This is a genomic window from Chitinimonas arctica (assembly GCF_007431345.1).
GTDB lineage: Bacteria > Pseudomonadota > Gammaproteobacteria > Burkholderiales > Chitinimonadaceae > Chitinimonas > Chitinimonas arctica.
The window spans coordinates 991322-1005541 of record NZ_CP041730.1; the positions used below are offsets into that span (position 1 = coordinate 991322).

15 protein-coding genes are annotated in these 14220 nt (G+C 61.3%); all 15 read right to left on the bottom strand.

From position 1 onward, the window contains the following. Positions 1-4 precede the first annotated feature (4 nt). Complete coding sequence (locus FNU76_RS04405) at positions 5-532, bottom strand: hypothetical protein (RefSeq protein WP_143856577.1); 528 nt, start codon at positions 530-532, stop codon at positions 5-7. A 2-nt stretch (positions 533-534) separates the two neighbouring features. Continuing rightward, positions 535-1305, bottom strand: coding sequence for a hypothetical protein (locus FNU76_RS04410; protein ID WP_143856578.1), 771 nt, complete (start codon positions 1303-1305; stop codon positions 535-537). Next, positions 1286-2953: a GspE/PulE family protein gene (locus tag FNU76_RS04415; RefSeq protein WP_143856579.1), complete on the bottom strand. Its 1668-nt coding sequence runs from the start codon at positions 2951-2953 to the stop codon at positions 1286-1288. The genes FNU76_RS04410 and FNU76_RS04415 overlap by 20 nt, the downstream gene beginning before the upstream one ends. Continuing rightward, positions 2943-4124: a type II secretion system F family protein gene (locus FNU76_RS04420; protein ID WP_143856580.1), complete on the bottom strand. Its 1182-nt coding sequence runs from the start codon at positions 4122-4124 to the stop codon at positions 2943-2945. Before FNU76_RS04420 ends, FNU76_RS04415 begins: the two co-directional genes overlap by 11 nt. After that, a complete protein-coding gene (locus tag FNU76_RS04425; protein ID WP_179958347.1) occupies positions 4124-4576 on the bottom strand; it encodes a hypothetical protein in 453 nt (150 codons plus the stop codon). The genes FNU76_RS04420 and FNU76_RS04425 overlap by 1 nt, the downstream gene beginning before the upstream one ends. Continuing rightward, complete coding sequence (gspG, locus tag FNU76_RS04430) at positions 4573-5019, bottom strand: type II secretion system major pseudopilin GspG (protein ID WP_143856582.1); 447 nt, start codon at positions 5017-5019, stop codon at positions 4573-4575. The genes FNU76_RS04425 and gspG overlap by 4 nt, the downstream gene beginning before the upstream one ends. Then, positions 5016-5510 (bottom strand): type II secretion system protein, encoded by a 495-nt coding sequence (locus FNU76_RS04435; protein ID WP_143856583.1) that lies wholly within the window; start codon positions 5508-5510, stop codon positions 5016-5018. The genes gspG and FNU76_RS04435 overlap by 4 nt, the downstream gene beginning before the upstream one ends. Next, entirely contained in the window at positions 5510-5953 is a 444-nt protein-coding gene (locus FNU76_RS04440; protein ID WP_308418611.1) for a type II secretion system protein, read from the bottom strand. The genes FNU76_RS04435 and FNU76_RS04440 overlap by 1 nt, the downstream gene beginning before the upstream one ends. A 104-nt stretch (positions 5954-6057) precedes the next feature. Next, positions 6058-6558, bottom strand: a complete 501-nt coding sequence (locus FNU76_RS04445; RefSeq protein WP_143856584.1) for a type II secretion system protein — start codon at positions 6556-6558, stop codon at positions 6058-6060. Positions 6559-6560: 2 nt separating this feature from the next. Further along, complete coding sequence (locus tag FNU76_RS04450; protein ID WP_143856585.1) at positions 6561-8837, bottom strand: secretin GspD/PilQ domain-containing protein; 2277 nt, start codon at positions 8835-8837, stop codon at positions 6561-6563. A gap of 6 nt (positions 8838-8843) precedes the next feature. Next, entirely contained in the window at positions 8844-9377 is a 534-nt protein-coding gene (locus FNU76_RS04455) for a hypothetical protein (RefSeq protein ID WP_143856586.1), read from the bottom strand. Further along, complete coding sequence (locus tag FNU76_RS04460) at positions 9370-9900, bottom strand: GspMb/PilO family protein (RefSeq protein WP_143856587.1); 531 nt, start codon at positions 9898-9900, stop codon at positions 9370-9372. The genes FNU76_RS04455 and FNU76_RS04460 overlap by 8 nt, the downstream gene beginning before the upstream one ends. Before the next feature lie 201 nt (positions 9901-10101). Continuing rightward, complete coding sequence (locus FNU76_RS04465; RefSeq protein ID WP_179958348.1) at positions 10102-12795, bottom strand: tetratricopeptide repeat protein; 2694 nt, start codon at positions 12793-12795, stop codon at positions 10102-10104. A 477-nt stretch (positions 12796-13272) separates the two neighbouring features. Then, on the bottom strand, positions 13273-13641 hold the full coding sequence (locus FNU76_RS04470; RefSeq protein ID WP_143856589.1) for an immunity protein Imm33 domain-containing protein: 369 nt from the start codon (positions 13639-13641) through the stop codon (positions 13273-13275). A 42-nt stretch (positions 13642-13683) separates the two neighbouring features. Then, positions 13684-14220: a hypothetical protein gene (locus FNU76_RS04475; RefSeq protein ID WP_143856590.1), complete on the bottom strand. Its 537-nt coding sequence runs from the start codon at positions 14218-14220 to the stop codon at positions 13684-13686.

Here is a 14220-nt window from a genome sequence, read left to right on the forward strand (position 1 = left end):
CGCATCAGCGATTTGAGCTGGGCCCCACCACCACCGCCTTGATCTCGAATTCAACCGTCTCCAAACGCTCGCGCAGCACCGTCTGCTGGTGGCTGAGATGCACCCGGTTCAACACGGCCTGCCCCGCCAGCGCATCCAGATAGGCTTCCAAGGCGCGGCGATCGCGCGCCTCGCCGCGCAGGATCAGTTGGCGACTGGTCTTGTCGGGTTGGAATTCGAGTAACTCCACGTCGGCTTTGCCCGCCCGTTCGATGGCCAGGAAGACTTCCGGCCACGGGTAATCGCGCTCGGCTTGAAGTGCCGCCCATTGTTTTTGCGTACGCTGCGACGCCTTGTCGTCTACCGGCTTGGCAGCGCGGCGCTGCTGGGCTTGCAGCCTTTCGCTACGGGCGGCGAGCTGTTCGGTGCGCATAGCGGTTTGATAGCCGTCCTGCGCCAACCAAGCCGCGCCGATCAGCAGCACGGCGACCAGCAGCCACAGCCAGCCGGCATGGCGCAGCGGCGGACGAAGATAAGGGCTAAGCGGGTCCATATTCATTGCCATTCGCTGGGGGTAAGGGCTTGCACCACTGCGCCGGGCAGGTTGGCGACGATCTGTCCGGCACCGCTGCTCGCGTCATCTGTCGCGGCCGACCAGGTGGCGACCTGTTCGATCGCACCGTGCAGAGCAGCCAGACGGCGTAGCAGGCGGGTAGTGGCGGCTTGCGCGTCGCCGGCTGCGGGTTCGACGTCATAGCCGATCAGGCCGGCATGGTCATACAGCAGAGCGGTACTGCGGCTGGCATCGCCCAGTAGCAGCAGGCGCTTGCCTTCTCCCGGTGCGCAAGGCGCACGGTGGTAGACGGCGGCGGACAGTGGCAAGACAGTGCGCAGGCGCAGACCGTGTGCCTGGCACAAGGCCGGCAGTTCGGCCATCCAACCGCGCCGCAATGCGTACGCCAGACCCAGCCGACCATGATGACGGAAATCGCTGTGTTGCACCCACTCCCCATCCAGCGGCTGGCCTTGCTGTTCAAAGCAGGCTTGCGCATAGGCTTCAACCTCGGCCGGCGTCTGCAGCGCCGGCTGCCAGGCGAGCGGCGCCAGGGCCGCCAGGCTGTCGGAGACAGTCAGCACCAAGCGGCTGCCCGGCCGCCATTGCCCGGCGTGTTCGGTCAGCAGTGCGTGCAGTTCAGCCAGCAGATCAAACGGTGCGGGGCGCGGTGCATATTCGCTCCAGCGCGGCGCGGCGGACCGGCCAAGCTGCAGGCCGCGCCGGCCCGGAAACAGACTGGCATAGACGGTTTTAGGCCACAAAGGTGACACGATTGACCTCCTGCAATGTGGTCTGGCCGTCGCGCACCCCCTGCAGGGCGACCTCGCGCAACAAGCGGGTGCCTTCGCGGCGGGCCTGCTCCTTGAGGGTGCGCAGCGAGGCGCGGTCAATGATCATTTCGCGCAGCTCGTCGCTGAGGCACATGACTTCGGCCACCGCCCGGCGGCCCTTGTAGCCGCTACCGCGGCATTGCGGACAACCGCGGCCGGCACGGAAGCGGTAGTTCTCCGGATCGGGGATGCCGGAGTCGGCCAATAAGGCGGCATCGAGCTGCTGGTCGGTCACGCAGTGCGGGCAGTTTTGCCGCACCAGCCGCTGCGCCACCACGCCCGTCAGGGCCGAGACCAGGTGATACGGGTCCACGCCCATATGCATAAAGCGGCCGATGACGTCGAAACTGTTGTTGGCATGCACCGAGGTAAACACCAAGTGGCCGGTCAGCGCCGACTGCACCGCGATCTGGGCGGTTTCCGCATCGCGGATCTCGCCGACCAGGATCTTGTCCGGATCATGGCGCAGGATGGAGCGCAGGCCGACGGCAAAGCTGAGGCCCTTCTTTTCGTTGACCGGAATCTGCAGCACGCCGGGCAGCTGGTATTCGACCGGATCTTCGATGGTAATGAACTTATCTTCGCCCTGGTTGATCTCGGTCAAGGCCGCATACAGGGTAGTGGTCTTGCCGCTGCCGGTCGGACCGGTGGCCAGCAGCATGCCGTGGGGCGCGGCCGACAACCGGCGCAGTACGCGCACGGTGTCGGCATCGAATCCCAGCGAATCCAGCGTCAGGCGCTGCACCTGGTCGATCAGGGCTTGCTTGTCCAAAATCCGCAGCACGGCATCTTCGCCGTGGATGCTGGGCATGATGGAGACGCGGATATCGATATCGCGGCCCTTGGCGGCAATGCGGAAGCGGCCGTCCTGCGGGATGCGCTTTTCGGCGATATCGAGTTCGGCCAGCACCTTGATACGGGCGATGGCCTGTTCGGCCAGCGCGGTTTTGTTGACGGTGGCAATACGGTTCAGCACGCCGTCGATACGGAACTTGATCACCAGGCCTTGCGGGATCGATTCGAGGTGGATATCGCTGGCTTCGCAGCGCAAGGCATCGAACACGGTCGAGTTGATCAAGCGCACGGCCGGACTGGCCTCGCCCTGGATCGATGCCAGGGTCAGGTCGGCGCTGGCATCGCGCGCCAGTTCGATGGATTGGTCCAGGCCGACCGCATCGGCCACGGCGCTGAAACCGGCCTCGTGCCGTTCCAGCTCGGCGCGCAGCAGGGCGGGGTCGGCCAGGTAAAGCGCCGTCAGCGGCAAGGCTTGGGCGGCCAGCCACGGGCCCAGCCGGCTATCCAGCGGCTGGCCGATTGCGGCGCAGAGCCGGCCGGCGGCGTCGTGCCCCACCAGCAGCAATCTTTCCGCCATGTCGGTGTAGGCCACTTGCGCGAAGTCCGGCTGAAGCGGCCAGCCGCTGGCGCAGGCTAGCGGCGGGTAGGCCAGCAGGGCGGCGGCCTCGGCCAGCAACGCCTCGCGCGATTGCGGGGAACGCTCGGCCAGCCAGCTCAGCCAGTCGCCGCCGAGGCCGGCGGCTTGGCAGGCCTGCGTCAGTTCGGCCAGGGTCAGGGGGGCATCAAAGTGCATTGGCCATCTCGAAAATCGGGGTATACAGCATCAACACGATGGCGCCGATGACCAGGCCGATGCCGACCATCAGCACCGGTTCGATCAGCCGGCCAGCCACATCGAGCCAGGCGGCCACTTCCTGGTCGTAGAAATCGGCGATCCGTTCCAGCATCTCGTCCAGCTGGCCGGACGATTCGCCGGCCAACAGCAAGCGGTCGGCCACTTCGGTACTGAGGCCTTGTTCCGCCATCACCTGCGACAAAGGGTGCCCCTCGCTGACCGCCCTGCCCGCTTGCTGCAAGCGCGCCTGCATGGCCAAGGGCAAGGCGGCCTCGCTCATCTTCATGGCGGCGAGGACGCTGACACCGCTGCGCAGCAGCATTCCCAGGGTGCGATACAGGCGGGCCAGTTGCAGGGTCCAGACCTTTTCCCCCAGCCAGGGCGTGCGCAGCACGCGGCGGAACACGCCGGCGCGGACAGCCGGTTGCAGCGCCACCAGCAAGCCGCCCAAGGGCAGGGCCAGGCACAGCCCCCAGGCCAGCCAGGGATACCCGTTGACCAGACTGCCCCAAGCCTGCACCAGGCGCGACATATCCGTCTGCCGGGGCACATCCTCGAATACCGCGCTGAAACGCGGCACCACATACAGCAGCAGGAAGGTCACCACCATATAGCCAACGCCGATCAGGATCGCCGGATAAACGGCGGCGGCCAGCAGTTGGCCGCGAATGGCATCGACCTGGCGCTGGTAGTGCATAAAGCGCTGGATGGCGGCGCGCACGCTGCCGGTGGTTTCGCTGGCGCGCAGCATGGCCAGGTAAAGCGCCGGAAAGACCGAGGGCAAGGCCGCCATCGCTTCCGACAGCTGTTTGCCATGTCGCAAGCCTTGCAACAGGCTGTCGTAGACGGCCCGATGCCGGCCGGTCCGGTCGTTGCGGCCCAGGATCTCGATCGCATCGACGATGGGCTGGCCGGCTTCCAGCAAGGCGTGCAATTGCTGGTTGAACACCAGCAGCTTGAAGGCCGCTGCGCGCTTAAGACGCGGCAGACCGTGCCGGACCGGTTGCAGCGTCAGCAGCCGACCGCCGCTTGCTGCCAGCACGCGGCGCGCTTCCGCTTCGTCGGCGGCTTCCAGCTCGACCACGACCACCTGGGCGTCGGCCTGTATCACCTTGGCGCGGTAGCGCATCAAATTGTGTTTCCCATGCGTCTATCTATCAGTGATCGCAAGTGCTTCCCGAGGCAGTAGGCAAGCACGCCCGCAAGTAGCCTAACGGGCATCACACCATGGGTAACCCACTCCGTGAAAAACAAGGACAGGTGACCCAAGAAAAAGTCCACATTCATCATCATGAGTACAAGGATGGTGTAAACAATTTCCATGAAAAACAGCGTAATTGCCGCTTCAGGCCATTTCACCCAACCGGAAATACCGATTAAACCCATGGTGATAGCAACGGACAATGCCATACCCAACAAATCGTCTGCGAGCAAACTGGCAACCGACTCCTCACCAATTTGGTAAACCGCCAGCAAGACGAGAAGCCGGCCTAAGGCCTTGAGTAACCTCGCTACCCTTCCCCATGCAATGTCGAACGTCTTTTCGACATGCAGTACCTTGGCGTGGAATTGCGTCATCACTTCGGCTCAAGGCTGTCCCAATTCGTGACATCGGCATCATCGCCACTGCCACCGGGCTTGCCATCCTTGCCGTAGGCGATGACATCGGCGTCGCGGCCGTTATCGCCCGGCGACTTGTAGACATAAGCATGGCCCCACGGATCGGCCGGTACGCGCTTTTTCAGATACGGACCGCGCCAATTGCCTTCGTTGGCCGGTGCCGCCACCAACGCGGCCAGGCCTTGGGCGGTGGTCGGGTAGCTGCCGACATCGACCCGGTACTGGTCGAGCGCCTTGTCGAAACCGTCGATCTGGGCCCGGGCGACCTGGGTTTGCGATTTGCCGATCTGCGAGAAGTACTTGGGGCCGACGAAACCGGCCAGCAGGCCGATGATCAGCAGGACCACCAGCAGTTCGAGCAGGGTGAAACCTGCTGCGGGGGTTTTCGGGTAGGAATATCTCATTTTCCGCTTCGTTCCGGTTCGGTCGGGGCATCCGGCCCCGTCTCGGGTTGATAGATAAACTGCCAATCTCGGTACTGCGTTGCGCCTTTGAAGTTCGCCAGCGCGGCCGGAAAGCCATCGGTCTTCTGTGGCGCCTGCAGGGACCGCGAATACACGCCCATGATGCCGCCACTGGGCGCCCGCACCAGGCCCCAGTCCTGGCTGGCCAGGATCGGGTCGCGGTACAGCCGGCGCAGCGGCCGCTGGGGTCGGAGCGGGCGCTGGTCCAGCAGCAGCGCTTCCAGCGTGGCGGGGTAGCGCACACTGCCGCTGCCATTGCGGTAATAGGCGCGGATGGCGGCCTGGTAGGCCTGTCCCACATAAAGCAGCTCAGCTTCGCGCTCGCGCAGCTCGGCCGTGCGGCTGTTTTCCAGTGCGCGCGTGGTCAACACCGCCAGGATGGCGACCAGGAACAGGGCGACCAGGTAGCTGAAACCGTGCTGCCGGCGCATCACCAGTCCTTGAACCAAGTCTTGTCACGCGCTTGGCCGGGCGCTGCGCTGCGCACATCGGCAATGGCGCCGCTACCACTCTCGGCCGGCGCGATCGGTAGCCAGCTTTCCTTGCTCTGGGTCAGCGGGTCGATCGGAATGCGGCGCAGATATTTATGCTCGACCAGGTCTTGCAGGGTGTCGGGGTATTTGCCTTTGTCCGCATAGAACTTGTCGATGGCATCGCGCAGCAGATACAGGTCCTCGCGTAGTACATCCTCCTTGGCTTTGTCGAGGTTGCCGAAATAGCGCGGCGCAGCCAGCGACAGCAGCGTGGCGATAATGGCCAGGGTGACCAGCAATTCGATCAAGGTAAAGCCTTTGGTGGAACGCCACGAAATATTGCGCGTCTTCAAGCCGCAGCTCATCACCCGGCAAAGCCGGGTGCTAGCGGTCCGTAGCATGCTGAACCATCCCTCGCTTGATTGAGTCCGACTCCCCCCGCCCTCGCCGCCGCGAGGGAGCCTCGCTGACGCTCGTAATCGCATGAAGTATCCCTTGGCGCACATCACCATTCCCTGTAAGCGACGCTGTTCAGGCCGGTCTGCGTGGAGAGCGAGTAGACGTCGAACACATCATCGCCGGCCAGCGGCTGGTCGGGCGGCGAGTCGAAGCGGCGCGTGCCCCAAGTCTGTGCAGCCGGCGTAGTGGCGTTCGGATAAAAGGGGTCGCGTGGCAGCCGACGCAAGAAATACAGCATGGCCCCGCCCTGTGCCTTGGCGTTCGGCACACCAGCCGCCAAAGCGGCAAGCGTGGGTGGATAGCCATGCTGGCTACCGGAGGCATCCGCCTGGACGATACGTCCATCCGTGGTGGCAACCTGATAGGCATCAATGGCCTGGCGGATATCGCGCAATGCCCGGCGCAGCTCGTGTTCCTTGTGCCGCTTGAGCGTGGTTTGCGCCAACGGCAGGGCCATGGCCGCCAAGGTGGCGATAATGGCCAGCGTGGCTAACAGCTCGATAAAGCTGAAACCACCCGCACGCGAGGAGAGAGCGCGGCGCGACATGGTCAAGGCACGATGGCGAGTGGATGGCGCAGCGGCAGCGACGGCGCGGCACGGGGGCCGAGCGGTGCGATACCGACCAGGCTGAACTCGACGGCCGGGTCGGCTTGCAGCGGCTTCAGCTCGATCAGCAGCAGACTGCCCTGCCCGCTCACCCCCTCCGGGCCGGTCCCGGCCAGGCCGACCGTGATGCGGCCGCTGGCCGAATCGACCAATTGACTGAAGCTGACCGGCGCCGTGCCGAAGAAATCGCCCAGCCGGACCGACACCACTTCAAGGCGACTGGGGTCGAACAGTAATTGCATCGGTGCGGCGCGCAAGGCTTCTGCGCTATCCAGCCGCAAACTCAGCTGGATGGTCTCGCCGAGCTTGGCTTGGCTCGGCCCTTGCCAGCTTAGGCGCAATCCGACGGGCGCCGGCACGGCCTCGGACGGCTTGGCGGCCGGCTCGGCCGCGGCGAGGGGCTTGGCCACCGCGACCGGCGTCTCCAGGTTGCGCAACTGCAAGGGCTTGGTCCACAGGCTGGCTTCCGTACCGGACCAGAACGATTCCGCCGCCGGCGACTGCCGCTGGATATTGCGGATCAAGCGCGGCGTGATCGACAGGACGATCTCGGTCCTTTGCTTGTCGTCCTTCTGGCTGGAGAACAAACGGCCCAGCAAGGGCAGATCACCGAGCAAGGGGAGGCGATTGGCCGAGGAACGGTCTTCGTCGCTGATCAGGCCCGCCAGCACCTGGGTTTCGCCATCCTTCAGCCGCAGCACGCTATTGGCGCTGCGGGTGCCGATCTGGTAGGCCTGCGAACCGTTGGTGGTCTTGACCGCACCGACCAGCGAACTGACTTCCAAGGCCACCTTGAGGCCGATCTCGTCGCGCAGATGCACATCCGGCTCGACTTCCAGCTTCAGGCCGACATCCATGTACTGGATATTTTCGCTATTGAAGCCGGTCGAGGTGGACGTGGTGGTGACGATGGGCACTTTGTCGCCGATCAGGATCTTGGCCTTCTCCCGATCGCGCACGCGGATACGCGGATTGGCCAACAGCTTGGCATCGCCATCCTCCTGGTGGAAGGTCATCGTGGCACTGGGCAAGGTAATGCCCAATTTGCTGGCGTTCAGATTGCGCAGTTCGCTCAATTTGAAGCTCGGCGAGGCGGCATTGGTGGTCGAATTGCTGGCGTTGTTGGTGAGCGGTGCCACCGTCAACTGGTCGGTCAGCTTGACGCCGAGATCGAGCAGGCGCGAGCGCTTCACTTCCAGCACTTCCACTTCCAGCATCACCTCCGGCTCGTCCAGGTCTTGCAGTGCGATCAGTTTTTCCGCCAGGGCAATGGTGTCGGGCGTTTCGCGCAAGATCAGCATATTGAGCTTGTCGTCGACGTACACTTCCTTGAGCTTGAGCACGGTCTTGAGCAGATTGGCGGTCTGCTTGGCTTCGCTATTGGCCAGGTAAAAGGCCTTGACCAGCAGATCCTGGTATTCGCGGCTCTTGCCGCCGGTATTCGGGTAGATCAGCACGCTGCCCGCGTTGAGGATCTTCTTGTCCAATTGGTTGGTGGTGAGGATGACATCGATAGCGTCTTCCAGGCCGGTCTGCTTCAGGAAAACCGTCGTGCGCTGATCGCCTCGCACCTCGCGGTCGAAGATAAAGTTGATGCCGGTGGTGCGCGATAGGGCCTCGAACACCATCTTCAGGCTGGCATCGCGAAATTCCAGATTGATCGGTTTCTGATACATGGCCCCGAGACTGGGTGCGCTCAGCAAATCTTTCGCCTGCAGCGTCTCGATCTCGCGCCGCAGCGCCTTGGCCTCGGCATGGTTGGGGTTGTCGGCCAGGGCCCGCGCCAGCCATTGCGCGGCCTGCTCGCTATCACCCTGCTGCAAGGCGGTGCGCGCCCGCCCGGTCGCGTCGACGGCTTGCGCCAGCCGGGTGAGTTGCACCAGTCCTGCCTTGGCACGGGCATTGTCGCGATCGAAGCTCAGAATGGCGCGGTAGTGCTGCTCGGCCTCCGCCTCGCGCCCCGCCGCCAGTGCCGTTTCGGCCCGGCTCAGCAATTGCCGGACGGCGGTTTCGCGCTGCTGCAGCCAATCGGCCCGAAAACGGGTATCGCGCGGCTCCAGCTCGGCCGCCTGCTGCAGCTCGCGGATGGCCTCGGCGTATTGGCCGTCCGCCATGGCGGATAAACCGGCACGGTGGTGGCGATCGGCGGCGCAGCCACCCAGGCCCAACAGGACCAAAAGAATCAAAGTGCGCCCAGGCGCGGTAGTGAAAATCGGCATAGCGGTTTATTCCGAGGCAGCAATCGGGAGAATCTGCTTGTCCCCGGTCGGTAGATATTCGAATTCGATGTGCTGGGCATCCATGCGCAGCACCTTGTAGCGGCCTTCCAGCGTATCGCCGGGACGCGCCAATAGCGTCTGTTCGTCGTGGCTCAGGTACATGACCTGCGCACCGCCATCGTTGAAGCTGCCCATATAGCGGAACGGCAGTGCAGGTGGAGCAGGCCGTGGCGGCGGAGGCGGCGGCCCCACCAACTCGGCCTCCTGAACGGGGTTGGGTATCGGCGCTGCCACGGGCGGCGGTGCTTGCCAGTTGCGCGGGGCGAACGGGTCGGCCACGGCTAGCAACGGCGCTGCCGGCGCAAGCGGCGGGGTCGTCACCGACGCCGCCTTGACCAACAACGGCCGGGCAGCGCCAGGCGCAAGCACCCCTTCGACCAGCTCGACCTCATCCTCCTCGACCGGATAGACGATCGCCACCAGCGTAGCCGCCAGCAAACCCGCCCAGATCATCCAACGACGCCGCGCCGCGTTATCCATGGGACGGCTTCCGGTAAAACGCCGAAATTGTCGCTTCACAGCTCAGGTCGGCCAGGCCAATGTCTTCGCGGCTGCATTGCACGCCATCGATCACGATATTGGGCTGCCCTGCCTGCAAACCGGCCAGGAAACGCCGCACCGCCGGATAACCGGCCAATAGCGTCAAGCTGGCGCGATAACGGAGATAGGGCTGGTTCGCACTGTCGTCGAGCGTGAAGGACAGCTCGTCCAGCGGTAGCTTGGCTTGGTCGGCCGCCCGATTGAGCGCGCCGAGTAATTGCTTGCTCTCGAATGCCGGCAAAACCACCGCGCTGTCGGTGGGCTTAGCCACCAAGGGCATCGTGCGCGGCTGGGATGCTTGCCAGGTTTGCGCGGTTTCCAGCGCCAGTTGGCCTTGGCGAATATGGGTAGCCAGTGCCAGCAGGAAAGCCAGCACCGCCAAGCCCAGCGCGGCCACCAGCCGTGGCTGAGCGTACAGCAGACGACGGGCTTGGAAGCGGTAGCGGGACAACAACGGAGGCATGACGAGCGGGCGAAGGATCAGGCAAAGGGCGCGGATTATATCGCAAGTCTTTGCTGTATGTCCTTATTAATTAAGGATTTTCCCGCACGAAGCGACAGATGTGGTCAGCGCCGCAGTCCTGGCGCATCGTGCGGCGCGCCAAGTAGGCGAGGCTGATCGCTCTGTATGAAAGAACCGGCAAAGAACGCTAAGCGCTAGCGTCTAATCGTGAGGCACTGCCGCGCTTTTCCTGGATATTCGGTCGAGATTTTTCTGTGCGTCAACCTCCCCCCGGGCCGCGGATTTTTGGTAAAGGTCGAGCGCTTGCTGCACGTCTTTCTCCACCCCTAGGCCATGTTCGTACAGATAACCGAGCTGGTTCTGCGCAAGGGCATTTCCTTGGGCTACGGCCTTCCGATACCACGCAGCGGCTTGGGAATAATCTTGCTGCACCCCATTGCCGGCCTGATACAGCTTTCCAATGCTAGCTTCCGCAGTAGCATTCCCCTGTTTGGCACTTTTTTGATACCAAATCATCGCTTGCGCATAATCCTGCGGCACGCCGTAGCCGTGTTCAAACAGGTTGCCAATATTGCACTGGGCAGCGGGATGCTCTTGATTCGCTGCCTTGCGATACCAGGCCATTGCCTGTGCATAGTCCTGCGGTACCCCGGAGCCGGCCTCATACATCAATCCGAGATTGAATTGCGCGCGGGATAAACCCTGCCCGGCGGCCTTTCGATACCAGTCAAGCGCTTGAGATTGATCCTTCAGCACACCTACACCAGTACGATATAGTGTCCCGACGGTGTTCTGCGCCTTAGCCAACCCCTGATCGGCCGCCTTACGAAACCAAACGGCAGCTTGTTCGTGGTCCTGTCGTACACCGTTCCCCTTCTGATACATCAAACCAAGATTGAACTGTGCGTTCGCGAGCCCCTTTTCGGCGGCTAGACTAGACCACTTCACGGCTTGTGCATCGTCTTGGGGCACACCATGGCCTTGGTGGTACAAGTTTCCAAGATTGTCCTGTGCGTTAGCATTGCCCTGCTCCGCGGATCGGCGATACCAAACCACAGCCTGTTCATAGTCCTTTGCTACGCCGATGCCGTGCTCATACATCCAGCCCAGGCTGGTCTGCGCGTTGGCATGCGACTGATCGGCAGCCTTACGGTACCAAACCAGGGCCTGAGAAAAATCCTTCTCTCCTCCCATCCCATAGTCATACATCCCGGCTAAGCGGTACTGTGCTTCCACGTACCCCTGCTCGGCAGATTCTCGAAATAGCTTTCTCGCCTGCGGATAGTCCTGAGGCACTCCCAAACCCTGCTCATACATAATTGCTAAATTATATTTAGGTACCGCTTCCCCCTGAGCCGCCGCTTGGCGAAAAAAGGTCAAGGCCTGAGCATAGTTCTTCGTGACGCCCCGGCCGTTCAGATACATCGTCCCCAGCGTATTCCGCGCCACGACATCACCTTGTTCGGCCGCTTTGCCGCACCAGCTTAGAGCCTGCCCGTAGTCCTGCGGCACACCCCGGCCGGTGTAGTACAGCACGCAAAGTTGGGCCTGCCCCTCCGTGTTACCTTGCAGCGCGGACGCACGAGACCACTCGGCAGCTTGCACATCGTCCTGCGCCACCCCTACGCCATTCAAATACATGTTGCCGAGTTTGGCTTGTGCCACTTCATCCCCTTGCGTGGCTGCCTGGCGGTATAAGGCGATGGCTTGCATAGGGTCTTGAGGGACACCTCGGCCATTAGCGTACATCAACCCGAGATTCGTTTTCGCCACGGCACTACCTTGCTGAGCAGCTTTGCGGTACCAGGCCAATGACTCGACATAATCCTTAGGCAGTCCTCTACCACGCTCATACATCCAACCGAGGGTGGTCTGCGCCTCGATATCCCCCTGCTCAGCGGCCTTGCGGTACCAAGCTGCGGCCTGTACGTTGTCCAGCGAGACGCCTAGGCCATTCGCGTACATCCAGCCAAATCTGAATTGCGCCGAGGCATGGCCTTGCTTGGCCGCTTGCGCATACCAGGCAAGCGCCTGGGTATAGTCCTGTGATACGCCACGACCATATTGATACATCACGCCAACATATTCCTGCCCCTTGGCGCTCCCTTGCTCGGCGGCTTTACGGTACCAGGCCAATGCGTGGCTATGGTCCTGCGGTACCCCTTGGCCGTTATCGAACATTGTCCCCAGATATATTTGTCCCTCGGCATTTCCCTGCTCTGCGGCTTTGCGATACCACGCCACCGCATGCATATGGTTCTCCGGTACGCCACGACCAAATCCATACATCAATCCAAGTTTGGTCTGAGCAACGGCGTACCCCTGCTCGGCTGCTTTGCTGTACCAGTCGATTGCCAGTGGATAATCCTGGCGCACGCCCTGCCCGACTTCGTAAAGGGCGCCCAACCGGGTTTGCGCATAGGCATTCCCCTGTTCCGCTGCCTTGCGATACCAGGCCACAGCCTGAATATCGTCCTTTGGCACATCCAGGCCATATTCAAACATTTCGCCCAATGCAGCTTGTGCAATTGCATGGCCTTGTGCAGCGGCCTTGCCGTACCAAGCCGCTGCCTGCGCATAATCCTTCTGCACTCCACGGCCCAGGTAGTACAGAGACCCGAGGTTGAACTGTGCCATCGCATAGCCTTGCGCAGCGCTCTTGCGGTACCAAACCACAGCTTCGTGGTAGTCACGTGAGACGCCTTGACCACGCTGATACATTGCGCCAAGACAGTTCTGCGCAGCCGCATCGCCATCGTCGGCCAACGCACGCCAGGCACTGAGCGACATTTGATGAAGGCCTGCTTCGTAGTTGCCTTCACGCCCGTCCATTCCCGCCCAGGCCATACTGGACAATCCAATCGCTACCGTAAGTAGCCAAACCCGCAACTTCATTCCATATCCTTCTGATTTCCTGCATATTCTGACAGCCGATGGGCTGTCCGCCGGCCAAGCGCGAGGCCATGGCACAATCGTGGCTAATAAAGACATCCAGCCAAATGGATCGTTTCAACGGTCGCAAAGCGTTTAAATGCCGGCTCCGAGAAGATGTTCACAATCACGGTCTTAAAATCGAGTGGCGGGCGAAGCAAGGCCATCTAGGACTTGTGCCAATAACTGTACGCAAGCAGAGGTCGCAACGACGACCGACGAGCAAACCGGGATCGCAACGACAACGACTGACGACCAACCGCCACCCTACGAGCCCAGTTATTGGGAGATTTGCAGCGATTCGGAGCCGACGCCCTGGAGAGATGACGCCAACGAGCAGGAACCCCCACCTTATGAAGCGGGGTATTGGGAAGCCTGCGCCGATTCAGGCCCGCCGCCTTGGTTGAACGACCAGAGCGACAGGGAGTATTTCGACGCCGATTAACCCCCAGATAAAGGACTGGGCTTATTGGTCAGTAAATCCAGATCCTCCCACATATCTTCGTATTTTTCAGTCACAAGGAACCGCCAACCAGGTGGCAGCCCTAAATACTTAAGGACCAGTGGCGCCCACTCATTCAAATGCACAGCATGCAACGGAACAAAGAAGTCCGGCGCGTCGAACCAAACTTCCCCAGCCCATATATACCAGCCACACGTATCCCCTTCCGGCTGAATGCGTAGCCCGTTTAACGGCCGCAGCCCACTGAGCACGTTTTTTGAGATGCCCACTTTCATATGCGGACCATATGAAGTAAAGGGCACCCCCATCACTTCGCAAACGCTCTTCTGCTGACTTTCAAACTGCATTTTTATTAAAACCCCAGCAGTCCGCTAATTTTTTCAAACCCTTCAGCCCACATTCGTAGAAATCTCGATCTTACCCAATACTTCAAATTCGCGAAGCCCTCGACCCTGCTTAAACTCCTTAGTTTCAATAGCACTACCATCCGTATTGGGATACAAAAGAATGAAATCGTCTTCAAAATTCAAACGAATACCAAACGCATCTTTAGACCCTTCAGAACTTAAGACATCGACCGACAAAACCCTAGAATGGGCAATCCCACTAAAAATAGACGCATCCGTTCCATTGTAAAATTCATAGTCGTAATCCGACTCTATTTCACCGCTTAAAATGAGAGGAATGCGAGCATTAAACTCATCCCACCCCCTGCAATCTGGTTCTTCGGCACAACAAATTTCCACTGACCAGTTGTCGTCACTACGCACATGGAATAAGTACCACTTCCCATCGTCAAGCCGGAGCAAAAACGAAACATCCGCAGAAGACAATACGCTCTCAGCGAAAGGTGGGAAAACACGCAGTACGAAGGACGATACGTGCTTTCCAATTATGCAATCAATTAACTGCGAATTCAGTACCAT